At 66.1% G+C, this 18,273-nt stretch carries 16 protein-coding genes; 11 read left to right on the top strand and 5 right to left on the bottom strand.

All coding sequences use genetic code 11. From position 1 onward, the window contains the following. From A7Q26_RS24240 to A7Q26_RS24220, 5 genes are all read left to right on the top strand, one after another. Window positions 1–543, top strand: a complete 543-nt coding sequence (locus tag A7Q26_RS24240; protein WP_066865892.1) for a DUF721 domain-containing protein — start codon at window positions 1–3, stop codon at window positions 541–543. 98 nt (window positions 544–641) lie between these two features. Beyond that, on the top strand, window positions 642–1,310 hold the full coding sequence (locus A7Q26_RS24235) for a thioredoxin domain-containing protein (protein WP_066865889.1): 669 nt from the start codon (window positions 642–644) through the stop codon (window positions 1,308–1,310). A 44-nt stretch (window positions 1,311–1,354) separates the two neighbouring features. Continuing rightward, window positions 1,355–2,086, top strand: coding sequence for a thioredoxin domain-containing protein (locus tag A7Q26_RS24230; RefSeq protein ID WP_066865885.1), 732 nt, complete (start codon window positions 1,355–1,357; stop codon window positions 2,084–2,086). A 74-nt stretch (window positions 2,087–2,160) separates the two neighbouring features. Further along, on the top strand, window positions 2,161–5,604 hold the full coding sequence (gene smc / locus A7Q26_RS24225) for a chromosome segregation protein SMC (protein ID WP_066865882.1): 3,444 nt from the start codon (window positions 2,161–2,163) through the stop codon (window positions 5,602–5,604). A gap of 77 nt (window positions 5,605–5,681) precedes the next feature. Next, window positions 5,682–6,791 (top strand): pyridoxal phosphate-dependent aminotransferase, encoded by a 1,110-nt coding sequence (locus tag A7Q26_RS24220; RefSeq protein WP_066865879.1) that lies wholly within the window; start codon window positions 5,682–5,684, stop codon window positions 6,789–6,791. A gap of 6 nt (window positions 6,792–6,797) precedes the next feature. Here A7Q26_RS24220 and A7Q26_RS24215 read toward each other — a convergent pair whose 3' ends face one another. Together A7Q26_RS24215 and ubiA are read right to left on the bottom strand one after the other, a co-directional pair. Next, window positions 6,798–8,252, bottom strand: a complete 1,455-nt coding sequence (locus A7Q26_RS24215; RefSeq protein WP_066865875.1) for a phospholipase D-like domain-containing protein — start codon at window positions 8,250–8,252, stop codon at window positions 6,798–6,800. Further along, a complete protein-coding gene (gene ubiA, locus A7Q26_RS24210) occupies window positions 8,249–9,154 on the bottom strand; it encodes a 4-hydroxybenzoate octaprenyltransferase (RefSeq protein ID WP_066865872.1) in 906 nt (301 codons plus the stop codon). Before ubiA ends, A7Q26_RS24215 begins: the two co-directional genes overlap by 4 nt. An 83-nt stretch (window positions 9,155–9,237) precedes the next feature. On the opposite strand from ubiA, the gene A7Q26_RS24205 reads away from it, so the two are divergent. Continuing rightward, a complete protein-coding gene (locus A7Q26_RS24205; RefSeq protein ID WP_066865869.1) occupies window positions 9,238–9,984 on the top strand; it encodes a 16S rRNA (uracil(1498)-N(3))-methyltransferase in 747 nt (248 codons plus the stop codon). A gap of 99 nt (window positions 9,985–10,083) precedes the next feature. Further along, the gene (locus A7Q26_RS24200) at window positions 10,084–11,457 is read left to right on the top strand and encodes a glutamate--cysteine ligase (RefSeq protein WP_066865866.1); all 1,374 of its coding nucleotides are present in this window, start codon (window positions 10,084–10,086) and stop codon (window positions 11,455–11,457) included. A gap of 3 nt (window positions 11,458–11,460) precedes the next feature. Here A7Q26_RS24200 and A7Q26_RS24195 read toward each other — a convergent pair whose 3' ends face one another. Then, window positions 11,461–12,753 carry a methyltransferase family protein gene (locus A7Q26_RS24195; protein ID WP_066865862.1) on the bottom strand — a complete coding sequence of 431 codons (1,293 nt, stop codon included), beginning with the start codon at window positions 12,751–12,753 and terminating at the stop codon, window positions 11,461–11,463. A 134-nt stretch (window positions 12,754–12,887) separates the two neighbouring features. On the opposite strand from A7Q26_RS24195, the gene A7Q26_RS24970 reads away from it, so the two are divergent. Next, window positions 12,888–13,169 carry a hypothetical protein gene (locus A7Q26_RS24970; RefSeq protein ID WP_084439293.1) on the top strand — a complete coding sequence of 94 codons (282 nt, stop codon included), beginning with the start codon at window positions 12,888–12,890 and terminating at the stop codon, window positions 13,167–13,169. Here the strand turns inward: A7Q26_RS24970 and A7Q26_RS24190 are convergent. Further along, the gene (locus tag A7Q26_RS24190) at window positions 13,158–13,790 is read right to left on the bottom strand and encodes a DUF1345 domain-containing protein (protein ID WP_066865859.1); all 633 of its coding nucleotides are present in this window, start codon (window positions 13,788–13,790) and stop codon (window positions 13,158–13,160) included. The genes A7Q26_RS24970 and A7Q26_RS24190 overlap by 12 nt on opposite strands. A gap of 132 nt (window positions 13,791–13,922) precedes the next feature. Continuing rightward, entirely contained in the window at window positions 13,923–14,498 is a 576-nt protein-coding gene (locus A7Q26_RS24185) for a peptidase S14 (protein WP_066865993.1), read from the bottom strand. A gap of 143 nt (window positions 14,499–14,641) precedes the next feature. Here A7Q26_RS24185 and ruvA point away from each other — a divergent pair, with 143 nt between their 5' ends. The 3 genes from ruvA to A7Q26_RS24170 all read left to right on the top strand — a co-directional run bounded on the left by ruvA (window position 14,642) and on the right by A7Q26_RS24170 (window position 18,209). After that, entirely contained in the window at window positions 14,642–15,250 is a 609-nt protein-coding gene (ruvA, locus tag A7Q26_RS24180; protein WP_066865856.1) for a Holliday junction branch migration protein RuvA, read from the top strand. Beyond that, window positions 15,247–16,266, top strand: coding sequence for a Holliday junction branch migration DNA helicase RuvB (ruvB, locus tag A7Q26_RS24175; protein ID WP_066865853.1), 1,020 nt, complete (start codon window positions 15,247–15,249; stop codon window positions 16,264–16,266). Before ruvA ends, ruvB begins: the two co-directional genes overlap by 4 nt. Before the next feature lie 191 nt (window positions 16,267–16,457). Further along, on the top strand, window positions 16,458–18,209 hold the full coding sequence (locus A7Q26_RS24170; RefSeq protein WP_066865990.1) for an AMP-dependent synthetase/ligase: 1,752 nt from the start codon (window positions 16,458–16,460) through the stop codon (window positions 18,207–18,209). Window positions 18,210–18,273: the final 64 nt, after the last annotated feature.

Below are 18,273 nucleotides of genomic sequence, written 5' to 3'. Positions count from 1 at the left end.
ATGACGGAACGCCCGGTCCCCCCGAAAATGAAGAATCGCAAGCTGTCGGCCGAGGAACGCCCACGTCTCGGCGCGCCGCGCCGGATCGCCGACCTGATGCCGGACATCGGCCGCGCCGCCTTTCGCAAGTTCGGCTTCGTCCAGTCGAGCATCGTCACCCGCTGGCCGGAGATTGTCGGGCCGCATTATGCCGCCATTACCGCGCCCGAATCGATCCGCTTCCCGGTAGGTCAGAAGGCCGGCGGCACGCTGCAACTCACCGTCATGAGCGGCCATGCGCCGATGGTCCAGCATGTGTTGCCTGACATTATCGACCGGGTGAACCGCTTCTTCGGCTACGCCGCCGTCGCCAAGGTCGCGATGCGCCAGGGCGACATATTGCCCGCCACCGCCGAACGCCGCCCGCCGCCCCGGAATTTACGACCTATTCCGGTCGAACTGGGCGATTCGCTGCGCGACATCGGCGACCCCGAACTGCGCGCCGTGCTCGAATCGCTGGCGCAGGGGCTTGCCAACAGCAGCGGCTTGCCCAAGATCAACTGAGCGATTTCACGTCAGATGGCACTGCTGGTCGCCGGGAAATCGCACGAGACAAAATGATTAGGCTGTCGTTCAGCCGCCTTCACCTACGGACCCGGCCCATGAAGAAATCGCTCCTGCCGCTCGCCCTGCTCGCCGTTCCTGCCACCTTGGTCGCGGCGCCCGCCGCCAGTTGGGTGAGCCGGGTCGTGCTGTCCCCGATCGGCGGCCATTATATGGGCAATCCCGCCGCGCCGACCAAGCTGGTCGAATATGTAAGCTATACTTGTTCGCACTGCGCCCATTTCGTCGGCGAGGCGAGCGCCCCGCTCAAGACGCAATATGTGAAGGGCGGGAAGGTCGGCGTCGAAATACGCAACGCCGTGCGGGACAAATATGACCTGACCGCCGCACTGCTCGCCCGCTGCGGCGGCCCGGCCCGCTTCATGGGCAATCACGAGGCGCTGTTCGCCAACCAGAGCGCCTGGATGGAGCAGCTTGAAACCTATGATCGCGACGCCACCAAGTCCGCCGACCAGACGGCGGCCATGCGCGACATCGGGCAGAAGACCGGCCTCTATGGGCTGATGAACAAGCGCGGCTTCACCAATGCCCAGCTTGATGCCTGCATCGCCAACCCGCAGGCGATGAAGCAGATCCTCGCCATGACGGACGAGGCGTGGAACAAGGTGAAGATCGGCGGCACACCGGGCTTCACCGTCAACGGCACTCGGGTGGAGGGATCGACCTGGTCGATTCTGCAGGCCGCATTGCCCCCCGCCGCGCGCTGATCTAAACCCGCTTCATATCGTCCATCATCGGAGCCCCGCCCGTCGTGAAAGCCGTTTCCGCTATTGCCCTCATCGCCCTCAGCCTGACGCTCGCCGCCTGCGGCAAGAGCGAAGAAGGCGCCAAGCCGACCGGTGAACCCATCGCCGCCGTCGCCGCGCCCGCCGGCACCAGCTGGTCGCAAACCGTCGCCCAGACGCCCGATGGCTATTTTGTGATGGGCAATCCCGACGCCAAGCTCAAGCTGGTGGAGTTCGGCTCCTACACCTGCAGCCATTGCCGCGATTTCGCCGCCGAAGCATCGGAAGAGATCAAGAAGCTGGTCGACACCGGCAAGATGAACTTCGAGTTCCGCACCTATGTGCGCGACCCGATCGACCTCACCACCGCGCTGCTGGCGCAATGCGGCGGCAAGGATATCTATTATCCGCTGTCGGAACAGTTCTTCGCCAACCAGACCGCGATGTTCGAGAAAATCCAGGGTCAGGACGCCGCCTTCAAGGGCGTGGAACAGTTGCCGCCGGCCCAGCGCCCCGGGGCCATCGCCCAGATCGCCGGACTGATCGAATATGCCCAGCAGCGCGGCATTTCCGCCGACCAGGCCAAGCAGTGCCTGGCCGACACCGCCGCCGCCGAAAAGCTGGCCAAGGGGGTCGAGGCGGCCAACAGCCAATATCAGATCCAGGGCACGCCCAGCTTCCTGATCAATGGCGTGCTGGTCGACAATGTCGCCAACTGGGCCTCGCTCCAGCCAAAGCTCAAGGAAGCGGGACTCTGATTGGCGGCCGGGGGGCGGAAACAGGCGTTCACGCATAGGAATACCGGGGCGGTGTGCCACCCCGGTCCGACCCCATGCAGATAAAACGTCTCAAGCTCTCCGGCTTCAAGAGTTTCGTCGATGGGACGGAGCTGCGGATCGAACCGGGCCTGACCGGCATCGTCGGTCCCAACGGTTGCGGCAAATCCAACCTGCTGGAAGCCATCCGCTGGGTCATGGGCGAATCCAGCGCCAAATCCATGCGCGGCGCGGGCATGGAGGATGTGATCTTCGCCGGCACGGCCACCCGTCCGCAGCGCGATTTCGCCGAAGTGTCGCTGCTCACCGTCCAGGAACAGGGCGAACTCTTCTCCGCCGTCGATGTCGGCGCGGACGGCGAACTGGAAGTCACCCGCCGGATCGAGCGCGGTGCGGGCAGCGCCTACCGTGCCAATGGCAGGGACGTGCGCGCCAAGGATGTCGCGCTGATCTTCGCCGACGCCGCCACCGGCCCGCACAGCCCGGCGCTGGTCAGCCAGGGCCGCATCGCCGCCGTCATCGCCGCCCGCCCGCAGGAACGCCGCGCGATGCTGGAGGAAGCGGCGGGCATCGCCGGCCTGCATGTCCGGCGCAAGGATGCCGAGCAGAAGCTGCGTGCGGCCGAGGCCAATCTCGCTCGGCTCGACGAGATCCTGCTCGACATGGACGCACGCGCCAACAGCCTGCGCCGCCAGGCCAAGGCAGCGGAACGCTATATCCGCCTGTCCGAACAGATTCGCGTGGCCGAAGGCCGCACACTCTTCGCCCGCTGGCGCGAGGCGAACGCCAGCGCCGAGGCCGCCCGCGCCGAAGCGAAGCAGGCCGACGCCGCCGTAGCCGCCGCGCAGGAAGGACAGATGGCCGCCGCCGCCTATGCCCAGGCCGCAGTCGCAACCCTGGCCGACAGGCGCGCCGCCGCCCAGAACGCCCGCGACGCCGCCAATGAGGCCGGCCACCGCCTCGCCGCGCTGCGCACGGAGCGGGATTCGGTCGTCCGCCGCCTCGCCGACCTGGCCCAGCAGGTAAGCCGGCTGGAGGAGGACCGGGCGCGCGAAGGCACGCTGGCCAACGACGCGGCGGAAGCCATCGCCCGGCTGACCGCCGAGATCGCCACGCTCAAGGCGCGCATCGCCGAGACTGAAAGGCTGCGCCCCGATTTCGCCGCCCGCATTTCCGCCGCCGAAGATGGCGCGCGCGACGCCGAACTGGCACTGGCGAAGGCCATGGCGAAGCAGGCGGCCGAACAGGCCGAACTGCGGGTCTCCGATGCGGCTCTCACCGCCGCGCGCGGGCATCTAGACCGGGCCGAACGGGACGTCGCGCGGCTCGCCGCCGAAGCGGCCGGCCTGCCCGATGCCGCCCCGCTGGAGGCGCAGCGGACCGCCGCCCTCGCCGATCAGGAACGGGCGAAGGTGGATCGCGATGCTGCCGACGCTGCGATCCAGTGCGCCGATGCCGATCGCCAGGGGGCAGCGGACGCGCGGGCGGCCGCCGAAGCGACACTCGCCTCCGCCCGCGCCGCGCTCGCCGCGCTCGACAGTGAATCGGCCGCCCTCAAGCGCGCCGTGGAGAGCGGCGCAGCCGGCAAGGCCCGCGCGCTCGACCGGCTGAAGGCCGCCCCTGGCTATGAACGCGCGCTCGCCGCCGCCCTGGGCGACGATCTGGAAGCGCCCGTCGGAACCGAGGGCAAGCGCCGCTGGGCCGGCGCGGAGGCATTGCCGGCTGATCCCGCCCTGCCTACTGGCACTACATCTCTGGCCAGCCATGTCTCCGCCCCACCCGAACTGGCCCGCCGCCTGGCGCAGATTGCGGTGGCCGAAAGCGACGAGGGCCATCCGCTCGCCGTCGGCCAGCGACTCGTCACCCTCGACGGCCAGCTCCGCCGCTGGGACGGCTATGTCGCACTCGAAGGCGGCGCGGCGGCGGCGGAACGGCTGATCCGCCTCAACCGGCTGGATGCGATCGCCGCCACCCGCCCCGCCGCGCAGGCCGAAGTCGAACAGGCCGCCACCGCACAGGAACAAGCCAAGGTACGTGAACAGGCCGCCGCGCAGGCGCTGGCCGCAGGCCGCACCGCCCTCTCGCAGGCTGAACAACGGCTGCGCACCGCCCTGCGCGCCGCTGACGAGGCAACTACCGCGCTCGAACGGCTTGCCGGCCGGCGCGACGTGATCGAGGAACGGCTTGCGGCCGCCCGGCAAGACCGGGATGGCGCGCAGGTCGAGCATGAAAAGGCCAAGGTAGCGCGCGCCGCCGTGCCCGACGGCGCCGAAACACGCGCGCTCGTCGCGACCCTTGTCCAGGCGAGCGAGAAGGCCCGCACTGCCGTCAGCCAGCTTCAGGCCGACCAGGCGCTCGCCGACCGCGCGCTTGGCAGCGACCGCGAGCGGCAGGCCGCCGCCGATGCCGAGATCAAGGGCTGGCGCGCGCGCGCCGGCGAAGCGGCCAAGCGCATCGCCGCCATGGTCGCCCGCGCCGACGAGATCGCGACCGAGCGCGCGACGATCGAGATCCAGCCCGATCGGCTGGCGCAGGCCATCGCCGCCCTCAGCGACCAGGGCTCGGCCCTGACCGACGCCGCCGATCAGGCCCGCCGCGCCGAGCAGGACGCCGAAGCCGAGTTGCGCGCCGCCGAAGCGCGCGCCGCCGAGGCGGGCGAGACGCTCGCGGCCGCGCGCGAATCCCGCGCCACCGCCGTCGCCCGCGCCGAGGCTGCCGACGAACGCCGCATAGAGACCAACCGGCTGTCGGGCGAGCGCTTCGAATGTCCGCCCCCGGTCCTGCCCGAAAAACTGGGATTCGCCAGCGCCGACGTGCGGCCGGCCCAGACTGAGCAGGCCGAACATGACCGTTTCGTGGCTGATCGTGAACGGATCGGACCGGTCAATCTCGTCGCCGCGCAGGAACTGGAGGAGCTGGAAGCCACCGAGGCGACCATGCGCGCCGAAAGCGAGGAACTGACCCAGGCGATCCACCGGCTGCGCGGCTCGATCGGCAGCCTCAACCGCGAAGGGCGCCAGCGCCTGCTCGCCGCGTTCGAAGCAGTGGACGGCCATTTCCGCCGCCTCTTCACCACCTTGTTCAACGGCGGCCAGGCGCATCTGGAACTGATCGACAGCGACGATCCCCTGGAGGCCGGCCTCGAAATCATGGCCCAGCCGCCGGGCAAGAAGCTGGCCGCGCTCACTTTGCTCTCGGGCGGCGAGCAGGCGCTGACCGCCGTCGCGCTCATCTTCGGCCTGTTCCTGACCAACCCCGCCCCAATCTGCGTGCTGGACGAAGTCGACGCGCCGCTCGACGACGCCAATGTCGAGCGTTTCTGCGATCTGCTCGACGCCATGGTGGCGCAGACCGACACGCGCTACCTGATCGTCACCCATAATGCCGTCAGCATGGCGCGGATGCACCGCCTGTTCGGGGTCACCATGGTCGAACGCGGCGTCAGCCGTCTTGTTTCGGTCAATCTTCATGGTGCGGAAGCCCTGCTGGCGGCGGAATAAGGCCACTCCGCCCCGGCCGGTCCTTGTTCCCGCCCGGTTTGCATCCCAGCATCGCGCGCCAACGACAAGGAGCGACCATGGTAGATCTGCCTCCCTTCGCGCTCGATCACTGGCTATCGGCCTATGATTTCGCGACCCCGCCCATCGCCTATAATCTGGCATCGAGCACCGGCCCGCGCTGGAGCGTGGCCGACCTCTGCGCGCTGGGCGACGCCCAGCTGGCGATTGACGATGTGGTCCTGAGCTATGCCCCGCCGGAGGGAAGCCGGCAGTTGCGCGAGGCCATCGCCGCCTTCCATGGCGCTGATCCAGACGCGGTCATCGCCACCACCGGCGCGTCGGAGGCACTCTCGATCCTCTTCTGCCTGTGCGCGCGACCGGGCGCGAACATCGTCCTGCCCGATCCCGGCTATCCCGCCTATGCGGCCGTGAGCCAAGCCTGGGGCCTGGCGGCCCGCACCTATCGACTGGACCGCGAGGACGGCTTCGCCCAGCGCGCGGATGCGATCCTGGCGCAGGTCGATGCCGACACCAGCCTGGTCATCCTCAACACCCCCCATAATCCGACCGGCACGGTCATGCCCCGCCCCGACATCGAAGCCCTTGCCGCAGCCCTCGCGGAGCGCGGCGTCCCGCTGCTGGTGGATGAAGTCTATCATCCGCTCTATTTCGCCGCGCCCCAGCGGTCCGCAGCCGGTATCGCCAATGTCATCGTCACCAGCGACCTGTCCAAGTCGCTGTCGCTTCCAGGGCTGCGCATGGGCTGGCTGATCGACGTGGACGCAGATCGGCGCGCCCGCATCGTGGATGCGCGCAGCTATTTCACCATCAGCGCGTCGCCCCTGCTCGAACGACTGGCGACACAGGCTCTGCGCCACTGCGACGCCATCCTCGCTCGGCTATGTGTGGTGGCCCAGCGCAATATGGCGATGCTGGACGCGCTGGTGGCGCAATCCGACGGCCGACTCGCCTGGGTGCGCCCTAACGGCGGCACCACCGCCTTCCCCTGGCTCAGCGACGGCCGTGACAGCCGCCCCTTCTGCCAGGCGCTCGCGGCGCAGGGCGTGCTGCTCGCGCCCGGCGACTGTTTCGGCCATCCCGCCCATATGCGAATGGGTTTCGCCCAGCAGGTGGACGGGTTCGATGTTGCTGTCGGCCGGATCGCCGAGGCGCTCGAAGCCCTGTAGCGACCGTTACCCCCGGCCGAACCAGCCACGCATCCGGCGGAAGAGGCCACGTTCGCTGACCGCCTCGAACATCTCCTCCGGACCCTCGGGGTCCAGCACCTCATGGTCCGCGAGCCAGGCCTGCACCTCGTTCAGGTCCGGGGTCACATAGGGGCGCAAGGTCCGTCCCGGCTTCTGCCGCAACTCCTCGATCGCCGCGATCAGGCCGCGCTCGGCGATCACCGTCGCCACCCGCTCCACCGGCAGGTCGAGATGTTCGGCGATCAACTCGTCGCGAATCCGCAATATCGTCGCCTGCCGTCCGTCATTGGCCGGCAGCGCGGTGTCGATGGAGATGTCGCATTCGGTGTCCAGCCGCATCGATCGATTGTTCATGTTGGACGATCCGACGCGGATCAGCCGGTCGTCCACGATCAATATCTTGGCATGGACATAGATGGGGGCGCCACGCTGGGTGAACGGGTGATAGATGCGGAAGCGCCCGTGCGCGTCGCGCGCCTTCAACGCCTCGAACAGCCGGGCGCGGGCCGTGTCCATCGCCTGCTGCTCCAGCCAGCCATCGGCCTGCTCCGGATTGACGATGACGATTTCGGGGGGGTCGGCTTCCACCAGTCGCTTCGCGATCGCCTCGGCAATCCGACGCGAGGCGAAATATTGGCTCTCGGCATAGATATGCCGCCGCGCCGCCGCGATCTGGTTCAGATATAGCCGCTCGATCTCGGTCAGTTCTTCCTGGTCGTCCATCGTCGGCGCGGTCCGGGCGATGGCGACATCGACCTGCTCGAATTGCACCGGCAGCCGGTCCGGCCAGCAGTCATGGCTGCCTTCGACTGGCTCCAGCGCATCGCCACCCGCCCCCTTCCATCGCGCCCGCGCATGATCGCCCAGCGCGGCCGCCACCGGCCCCTTCAGCGCCGTGGTCGCATCATGCCAAGGGCCGTAGGGCGACCCGTCCGGGTGACGACGACCCGGATCTTCGTCGCGATGATGGCGCGTGTCCCAACGATCGCCAGTCATGTCGATGCCGCCGCAGAAAGCGAAGCAATCGTCGATCACAACGATCTTCTGGTGGTGCGATGCGGCCGGCGGATGATGACTGTCCAGTTTCACCGTGACGCGCGGATGCGCCATCCATTTGAGCGTGGTGTAGAGATTGCTCGGCCGCGCCATAGACTTCATCGCGCCGACATCCCAGCGCAGCAGGAAAATCTCCAGCTCAGGCGTCTGATCGACGAGCCAGCTGATGAAGTCGCCGATGACCAGCGGCGCGTCATCCTCTGCCTCATCCTCGCGGATCAGGCTGATTGCGGCGTCGAAATCCCAGCCTATCAGCATGATGCGGCGCCTGGCCTTCATCATCGCCGCGCGGGCATGGCGGAAATAGGCGTCGGCGTCGATGATGACGCTGGCCTTGTCGGCGCGCGCGATGCGCCAGCAGTCCTCGCCGGGCTGCGGCGTCATGCGGCGCTCCCCACCACCAGGCAACCTAGGAACATCAGGAAGCCGGAAAAACGGTTGGACCGGAATTTGGCCAGCGGATCGACGCCATCCTGCTTGAGGGTCGCCACCTGCCACGACAGATGCGCCGCCATCGGCAGCAGCGCCGCAAGCGCCAGCGCGTCGGCGCGCACCTGCCAGATCGCACAGGCCCAAAGGGTCAGCGCCAGCGCGTAGCAGAAAGTCACGCCCGCCCGGACATGCCGCCCCATCGACAATGCGCTCGAACCGATCCCGATCAGCGCATCATCCTCCCGGTCCTGCAGCGCATAGATGGTGTCATAGCCCACGACCCAGAAAATAGTTCCGCCGTAAAGCAGCAAGCCAGGCAGGGTGAGTGCGCCGACGACCTCGCTCCATCCCACCAGCGCCGCCCAGGAAAAGACCAGGCCCAGCCAGAGCTGCGGCCAGCCGGTGATCCGCTTCATGAAGGGATAGGCCGCGACCAGCGCAAGACTGCCCAGCGCCACGATCTGCGCGTAGAGGTGGAGTTGGAGCAAAACGATCAGGCCGATGAGACACAGGCCGATGAGCCAGGCCCAGGCGGTCTTTACCGACATCGCCCCACTCGCCAGCGGCCGGGCGGCGGTACGCGCCACCTTGCGGTCGAGATCGCGGTCGACGATGTCGTTGAACACGCAACCCGCGCCGCGCATCGCGATGCTGCCCAGCAGCAACCAGGCGACCAGCGGCCAGCGGGCGAATCCGCCGCCCGCGAGCGCCACGGCCCAGGCGCCGGGCCAGAAGAGCAGCCACCACCCGATCGGCCGGTCGAACCGCGCCAGCTGCGCCAGCGTGCGCGGGGTTTCCGGCAGCCGCGCCAGCAGGCCGCGCGCTTCGCTGTCGGGGACGATCGTCTGATTCACTACGACTCCGTTCGGGCTGAGCTTGTCGAAGCCCCATTCTTCTCTTTAGGGAAGAATGGGCATCCGACAAGCCAAGAGAGATCATGACCGCAACCCCAGCCTGGCCGCCGCAAAGCGCCCCGCGCCTCCATGTCGAAACCCAGCTCGGCGAGGGGGTCGCCGTGCCGGTCGACGGCAACCCGGCCCATTATCTGATCAGCGTCATGCGAGTGAAGCCCGACGACATCGTGCTCCTGTTCGACGGCCGGTCCGGCGAATGGGCGGCACGTGCCCGCGACATTCGTAAACGGGATTTGGTGCTGGAGTGCATCAGCCAGACCAGGCCACCCGAAATCGTCCCTGATTTCTGGCTCTGCTGCGCGCCGATCAAGAAAGGACGGATCGACCTGATCGCGGAAAAAGCGTGCGAACTGGGCGTCGCCCGGCTCCAGCCGGTGCTCACCCGCCGCGCCGTGGTGGACAAGCTCAATCTCGACCGGCTCCATGCCCATCTGGTCGAAGCGGCAGAGCAATGCGGCCGCACGGCATTGCCCGACCTCGCCAATATGGTGAAGCTCGATGCGTTGCTCAAAGGCTGGTCCGCCGATCGCCATCTCTTTTTCGCCGACGAAACGGGCGGCGAACCGCTGGTCGAAAGCCTGCGCGCCCATATCGGCCCCGCCGCCTTCCTGGTCGGACCGGAGGGGGGATTCGATCCCGCCGAGCGGGAGGCGATCCGCGCCACGCCGGGCGCCGTGCCAGTATCGCTTGGCCCCCGTATCCTGCGGGCGGAGACGGCGGCGATCGCCGCCACGGCCGCCTGGATGGCGATTAATGGCGATTGGGACTAGTTTCATTTCGCCATGTTATTGCGCAACGGATAGGCGCAACTTATCTGTGCGCCGCGCGCTCTTGTTTGACGCGCAGAGGGGAAGCACTAAGGGCGGGGCATGAGCACCAGAACCGACTCCGGGGGACATGATCCCGTCATCGAAAGCCGCGACCAGCTGATCGCGGCCTTTTCCAAGGGCGAGAAGCCCAAGGATCGCTGGCGCATCGGCACCGAGCATGAAAAATTCGTCTACAGCCGCAAGGATCATCACGCCCCTTCCTATGAGGAGATGGGCGGCATCCATACGTTGCTGATCGGCCTCACGCGCTATGGCTGGAGCCCGGTGTTCGAGGGCGAGAATATCATCGCCCTCTCCGGCAGCGACGGCACGGTCAGCCTGGAACCCGCAGGCCAACTCGAACTGTCGGGCGCGCCGTTGGAAAATCTCCACCAGACCTGCGCCGAAACCGGCCGGCATCTGGAGCAGGTGAAATATGTGGGCGACATGCTGGGACTGGGCTTCCTGGGCCTGGGCATGTGGCCCGACAAGAACCGCGAAGAATTGCCGATCATGCCCAAGGGTCGCTACGATATCATGTTGCGGCACATGCCCCGCGTGGGATCGATGGGCCTGGACATGATGCTGCGCACCTGCACGATCCAGACCAACCTGGACTATGGCAGCGAAGCCGACATGGCGCAGAAATTCCGGGTCAGCCTCGCGCTCCAGCCGCTCGCCACCGCACTCTTCGCCAACTCGCCCTTCACCGACGGCAAGCCCAACGGCTATCTCTCCTACCGCAGCCATATCTGGTCGGACACCGATCCGCACCGCACCGGAATGCTGCCCTTCGTGTTCGAGGACGGCTTCGGCTATGAGCGCTATGCCGACTATGCGCTCGATGTGCCGATGTATTTCGTCTACCGCGACGGCAAATATATCGATGCGGCGGGCCACAGCTTCCGCGACTTCCTTGCCGGCAAGCTGGCCGTCCTACCCGGCGAAAAGCCGACCGAGAAGGATTGGGAGGATCATCTTTCCACCGCCTTTCCCGAAGTGCGAATGAAGAGCTTTCTGGAAATGCGCGGCGCCGATGGTGGCCCCTGGAGCCGCATCTGTGCGCTGCCGGCCTTGTGGGTCGGTCTGCTCTACGATCAGGGCGCGCTCGACGCGGCTTGGGACATGGTCAAGGACTGGAGCATGGAGGAACGGCAGGTCCTGCGCGATTCCGTGCCGAAACTGGGCCTCGACGCGCCGGTCGGCGGCGGGCGCAAGCTGCGCGATATTGCGGGGGAAGTGGTGGATATCGCCCGATCGGGCCTCGCCGCCCGCGGGCGTCTCAACGCCTCAGGCGACAATGAGACCGGCTATCTCTCGGCGCTCGACGAGGTGATCGCCTCGGGCAAGACCCATGCGGAGCGGCTGCTCGACCGCTATCATGGCGAATGGCAGGGGGATCTCAGCCGCATTTATGCGGAAGAGAGCTTCTAGCGTCTACTCCGCCGGCTGGGCCACCACCGCCGTCTCGCGCTTCCTGCCCGTCATCCAGGCGAAGAAGCGCGGGACCGGTGCGTTACGCTCCATCCAGTCGCTATAGGCGCGATAGTCGGGATCGGCCGACAGATGCTGTTCTTCGGTCCTGGCGCGCCAATAATAGACCGCGTTGGTTAGCGCCAGCATCGCGCAGTTGCGGACCATGTCGGTCATCGACCCGCTGACCGTCAGGAAAGGCAGCGCCGAAAACCACCAGAAGAGATTCTTCGACAGATAGGCCGGGTGCCGCGTCCAGCGGTAAGGACCATGGGTCAGGATGCCCCGATGGGTCAGGTTGGAAAAGCGCAGGCCGAACGCCACCGTCGCCCAGGCATAGATGGCGGTCAGCAGCACAAGCCAGCCGCCCAATAGCCATTGCAGCGCGCCCTGCGTCCAATAATCCCATTCCGCCCCACCGGCATGATAGTCGAGCGGCCCGCCGCCGCCCATCAGCACGAAGGGCGGGTAGCAGATCAGCGCCGCCAGCCAGCCGCCCAGATAGGGATTGGCGGTGCGGATATGGGAATCCAGAGGTTTGAATGTCAGGATGTAACCGACCGTCGCCAGACAGACGTCGATCATGAACATGGCCGCGATCAGGAACCCTGCCAGCGCCACGGGGTTGGCGAAGCTATCCTCGATCCGCCAGTTCACAACGTTGGTGAAATTGCCCGGCACGATCGAGATCATGAAGGCGAGGAAAAATCCCTTTACCGCCCAGGCGCGAGCATGATGCGCCACCTGCTCCATGTCGGGTTTGCCGGCCGCGCCGCCGATCACCCATTGTCCGAAACTGTAGGAGGCATCCCTTGGCTCGATCAGGCGCCGGTCGATCCAGACGACATAGGGGATGGAAAACACCAGCAGCCAGGGCGCCGCATTGATGAACAAGTCCATGGAAAAGCGGTAATTGCCGCTCCAGTACCAGCGGGCGATGCAGTAGAAGATGGCGATGGCCAGCCATGTCGCCCATAGTCCGGCGATCTTGATGATGCTGATATCCAGCATTTGCCGGACCGGGCGGGGCGCGGCTTCCCAGTCGATCCCCGTCGATGCATTGCGATGCACCTTGTCTACGATCAGCGACCAGAGCACCATGGGCAACCCGCACGCGACCACGGCAGCAAGTCCTGCGTGGGGACCGTTCATCCCATAATGACGCGCTATCAGCGTCCAGACGCCCAGCCCAACCAGGCCGGCGATGCCGACGCCATGGCTCACCGAGGATTTGGGACAGGGATCGGCCTTGCTCATAACGCTCGGCCTCTAGCGGAAAATGGTAATCAAGCCATGAAGGCATTTCGTCGCAAATCCCCATACTGCCCATGAACCGAAAGAATATCAGATCGTTATGGCGAGAGAGCGGGCAAAAAAATGAGGAGAGCATCATGTCGATCGCCGTGCGATTTCCCGACGGAAGCGTCCGCGCCGTTCCGGGGCATTTGCGGCAGATCGATGATCCGCCGAAGGGACCGCCTTCCTTTGAACAGGTACCGCTCCACTGCGACTCCCGCTGGATCTACTATCGCAGCGGGAAAAGCTGGTTCGCCCGTCCCCGGTCCGGCCACGTCACTCCCTTTTGCCCGCCGGTGGACGAGTGGTGGCGGTCGATCCGCGCGATGGCGGACGATGAGCCGCTACCTGAGACGCGTTGGGAATCAGCTGCCTGACCCGCCCAACACGTTGATGGTGAAGGCGAGGATGCCGATGTTGAAGAGGAACGCCGCCAGGCACTGGAACAGCACCGTCCGGCGCATCGCGCTCGTCGTCACTGAGACGTCCGACGTCTGGAAGGTCATGCCCAGGGTGAAGGCGAAATAGAGGAAATCCCAGTAGCCCGGTTCATTCGTCGCCGGAAAATCCAGGCCGCCCCGATCCTTCCCGAGGCCATCGGGCAGGTAGAAGATATGGGCATAATGCATGGCATAGACGAGGTTCGAGAAAACCCAGGCGATCAGCAGCGTAGCCAGCAAAAGCGCGATCATCGCTCCGTCCGGTCCGCCATGCTGGCTGATCGCGACCCCCACCGCCACCAGGATTACCAGACTGACGATTCCGGTCAGCAGCAGCATCAGGCCGCGATTGGCGTCGTTTGCTTGCGCATTGCGACGCATCGTATCGGGGGCGGCATCAATGAGCGGCGCGACCGAAGCCATGAAGGCGATCGCAGCCAGATCGAACCCGGCCATCACCGCCTCATGCCACGGCAGCAGCACCGCAAGCGGCGCCGCGAGCGCAAGCAGCGCCAGGAACATGCCGTAACTCCAGGGAAAGAGGGGCCGGGATCGCATGGCGGATATCAATGCGAGAGGGAAGCCTGTGGCAAGAGGCAAATTAACCTGTGGTTGCGAGCGCCGCGAACCAATCCATCGTCGCAACATGGATTGCTTCGCGGTACCCGCGATGACGAAGCGATCATTCCGTCACAGCACGCCGGCGATCAGCCCCAGCGCCTGCGCTTCATTCGCCTCCAGATACCAGTTTTCCGGTGCTTTTTCCAACAGTTGCTCCATCGTCACCTGCGATCCCAGGATCAGGTTCTGGAATCCCTCATTCTGGATGGCGATGGATGATTCGATCTCGTTGAGCGTCGCCTTCAGCGTCGCAATGCAGGTGGAAAGCGGCCCGGCCAGCTGGATCGACTTGGTGATGATCCGTTCATGGATCATCAGCCGCGTGCCGCGCGTCAAATAGCGATTCTCGGTCGCGAAGAAGCTCATGAAGGTCGCCCCCGCCGAATAGACCGCCGTGCGGCCCATGAATACCAGCCGCCGCTCGGGATAGAGTTCGGAATGGAAGCGGATGTCCTCGCCCATCAGCCGGGCGATTTCCGGGTCGCCGCCCAGAGTGGAGATTTCGACCACGACCAGCCCCTGCTGCGGCGCGGTGGACAGGCAATTCTTGAAATGCAGGTACATGCCATGGTCGACGATTCCCGACAGCATGATCGAGGGAAATTCGAAATCCTTGGGGCCAAGCAACGGCGCGGTCATCAGCATCCGGTCATCCTCATGTTCGGGAAGGTCGCGCTGCACTACGCATGGGCCGACAAAAGGTGCCGCGCTTTCCCACTGGCGCGCGGCGCAACAGGCTGTAAAGAACAGATCATGACCAAAGGGCAGCGCGCCGAAGGGCAAGGCAGATGATCGCGAAACTGAAGGGCTTGCTGGACAGCACCGGTATCGACCACGCCATCATCGATGTCGGCGGCGTGGGCTATCTGGTCGGCGCATCGTCGCGGACTCTCGCGGCGCTGGGGCCAGTGGGCGAAGCGGTGACGATCCACACCGAAATGCTGGTGTCCGACGATGCGATCCGCCTTGTCGGCTTTGCCCGCGCCGAGGAGCGCGACTGGTATCGGCTGCTCACCCATGTCCAGGGCGTGGGATCGCGCGTCGCGCTGGCCATCCTCTCCGCCCTCGAACCGCACGACCTGCACCGCGCCGTGGCGATGGGGGACAAGGCGATGATCGCGCGGGCGAACGGCGTCGGCCCAAAACTCGCCCAGCGCATCGTCAATGAATTGAAGGACAAGATCGGCGCGGCTCCTGCTGGTGGCCCGGCGGGCATGGGCGGGCCAGTGGCGGTGCCGACCGGCGGTTTCGCCGCCGACGCCCTGTCCGCGCTCCAGAATCTGGGCTTCAAGCCGCACGAAGCCAGCACTGCCGTCGCAGCCGCCGAAGAGGAACTGGGCGACACCGCCAGCCTTGACGCGCTGGTGCGCCTGGCGCTGCGGAAGGCGGCGAAGTGACCGACGACCGCCTCCTCACCCCCGCGCGCCGTCCCGAGGATGTCGATGCCGCGTTGCGTCCGAAATCGCTGGACGAGTTCGTCGGCCAGCAGGCGGCGCGTGAAAATCTGCGCATCTTCATCCAGGCGGCCAAGTCGCGGGGCGATGCGCTGGACCATGTGCTCTTCTTCGGGCCGCCGGGCCTGGGCAAGACCACGCTGGCGCAGATCGTCGCCAAGGAAATGGGCGTAGGCTTTCGCGCGACCTCCGGCCCGGTTATCGCCAAGTCGGGCGATCTGGCCGCTTTGCTCACCAACCTGGATGAGGGCGATGTCCTGTTCGTGGACGAAATCCATCGCCTCAATCCGGCGGTCGAGGAAGTCCTCTACCCGGCGATGGAGGACCGCGCGCTCGACCTGATGATCGGCGAGGGGCCGTCCGCCCGTTCTGTCCGCATCGATCTGCCGCGCTTCACCCTCGTCGGCGCGACGACGCGTCAGGGGCTGCTCACCACGCCACTGCGCGACCGCTTCGGAATTCCCGTGCGGCTGCAATTCTATACGGTCGAGGAACTGGAACTGGTCGTGCGCCGCGCCGCGCGGCTGCTCGACCTGGCGATCACCCCGGACGGCGCGATAGAGATTGCCCGCCGATCGCGGGGCACCCCGCGCATCGCCGGGCGGCTGCTGCGCCGGGTGCGCGATTTCGCCAATGTCGCCGGTGCGCCTGCTGTCGACGCGAAGGTCGCCGACGCCTCGCTCCGCCGGCTCGAGGTCGACCAGCTCGGCCTCGACCTGATGGACCGGCGGTACCTGATGATGATTGCCGACATCTATCGTGGTGGCCCGGTCGGCGTCGAAACCCTCGCGGCGGGCCTTTCCGAGGCGCGCGACACGATCGAGGAGGTGATCGAGCCTTATCTCATCCAGCTTGGCCTCATCGCCCGCACGGCCCGGGGGCGATGCCTCAACGGGCCGGGCTGGAAGCATCTGGGCCTCAATCCGCCCGCAGGGTCACAGGACGGACTTTTCGACTGAGGCGATTTGCGGTCGGATGAAATCGACGCCCCGGAAATCGCGAAACGCCAGAGCGAAACCTTGGAAAAGCATGGCCGTTACGGCGAGGCATGGTTATAGCCTTGCCTTACGATCAGGCGCGCGCCAGACGCGCCGAAAAGCACAGGAGTTGAGCCTTGAGGGCCATCGAGAAATTCCCCAACCTGGTGACGATGTTCTTCGCCCGCGCTGCCGAAAAGGGTGACGCCCCCTTCCTCTGGCGCAAAAGCGGCGGCCAATGGCGCAGCCAAAGCTGGGCCGAGGTCGCAGGCCAGGTCGTCGCGCTCGCCGCAGCATTGAAGGCGCAAGGACTGAGTCCGGGCGACCCGGTAATGCTGGTCAGCGAAAACCGTCCCGAATTCTGCATCGCCGACCTCGCGATCATGGCGGCGGGCTGTGTCACCGTGCCGACCTACACCACCAACACGACGCGCGATCATCAGCATATATTGACCGACAGCGGCGCCCGCGCCGTCATCGTCTCCACCGCCAAGCTGGCGCAGGCGCTGATGCCCGCCGTCGTCCGCTCGCAAGCCAGCTTCGTCATCGGCATGGAGCCTCTGCGCGGAGCGCAGGGCGGCTGCGCCTGCCATTTGTGGAGCGATCTGATCGCAGCCCATGCCGTCCGTGCCGCCGATGTCGATGCCTTCGCCGTCACCCAGACCGCCACCCGAAACGACCAGGCCTGCATCATCTACACAAGCGGCACCGGCGGCGCGCCGCGCGGCGTGATGCAGCATCATGGCGCGATCCTTGCCAATGTGGAGGGGGCGGGCAAGATCGTCGCGGAGGATTTCGGCTGGGGGGATGAGATATTCCTTTCCTTCCTTCCCCTCTCCCACGCCTATGAGCATAGCGGCGGCCAGTTCCTGCCCATGCTGCTGGCCGGGCAGATCTATTATGCGGAAGGTCTGGAAAAGCTGGCTTCCAATATCGAGGAAGCGCGCCCGACGATCATGGTCGTCGTCCCCCGCCTGTTCGAGGTGCTGCGCACCCGCATCATCAAGTCGATCGAGAAGCAGGGGAAATTTCCAACCTATCTGCTGGGTCAGGCCCTGCGCATCGCGGCGAAGGAGCAGGCCGGCAAGGGCTCTGTGCTCGATCTGCCGATGAAGCTACTCCTCTCCCGCACCCTTATACCCAAGATCCGGGCGCGCTTCGGCGGCCGGATGAAGGCGCTGGTGTCGGGTGGCGCGCCGCTCAACCCTGATGTCGGCCTCTTCTTCGACGCCATGGGCCTCACTCTGCTGCAAGGCTATGGCCAGACCGAGGCGGGGCCAGTGGTCAGTTGCAACCGCCCCGCGGCCGGCATTGCGATGGACACGGTCGGCCCGCCCCTGGACGGGGTAGAGGTCAGGATCGCCGAGGATGGAGAGATACTGGTGCGCGGCGAACTGGTCATGCACGGCTATTGGCGCAACCCGGCCGAGACGGAGAAAGTGCTGAAGAACGGGTGGCTCCACACCGGCGACATCGGTGAGATCGACGAACGGGGCCGCATCCGAATCACCGACCGCAAGAAGGATCTGATCGTCAACGACAAGGGCGACAATGTCTCGCCGCAGAAGATCGAGGGAATGCTCACGCTCCAGAGCGAGATCGGCCAGGCCATGGTCCATGGCGACCGCCGCCCCTATCTGGTCGGGCTGATCGTACCGGACGCGGAATGGACCCGCGAATGGGCGTCGGCGCAAGCTATAGCGCCCGACGCCGCCGCGGCCAACCCCGCCTATCAGGCGGCGCTGCGCGCGGCGGTGGACAGGGTGAACGACGACCTGTCGGTAATCGAGCGCGTCCGTCGCTTCATTCTGGCGGATGAGCCTTTCACCATCGAGAATGAGGAAATGACGCCTTCGATGAAGATCCGCCGCCATGTGATCCGCAAGCGCTACGCTGACCGGCTGGACGCGCTGTACAAGGGGTGAGGGATACGCGCCTGTCGAGGCCAGCAGTCTGATTGACCCGGCAGGTCGCCCCGCTAAGCCAACA

The sequence above is a fragment of the Sphingobium sp. TCM1 genome, from assembly GCF_001650725.1.
In the GTDB taxonomy this organism is placed as follows: Bacteria; Pseudomonadota; Alphaproteobacteria; order Sphingomonadales; family Sphingomonadaceae; genus Sphingobium.
Note: the sequence above shows the minus strand (reverse complement) of the source record. Positions and strands in the feature narration are given on the sequence as shown.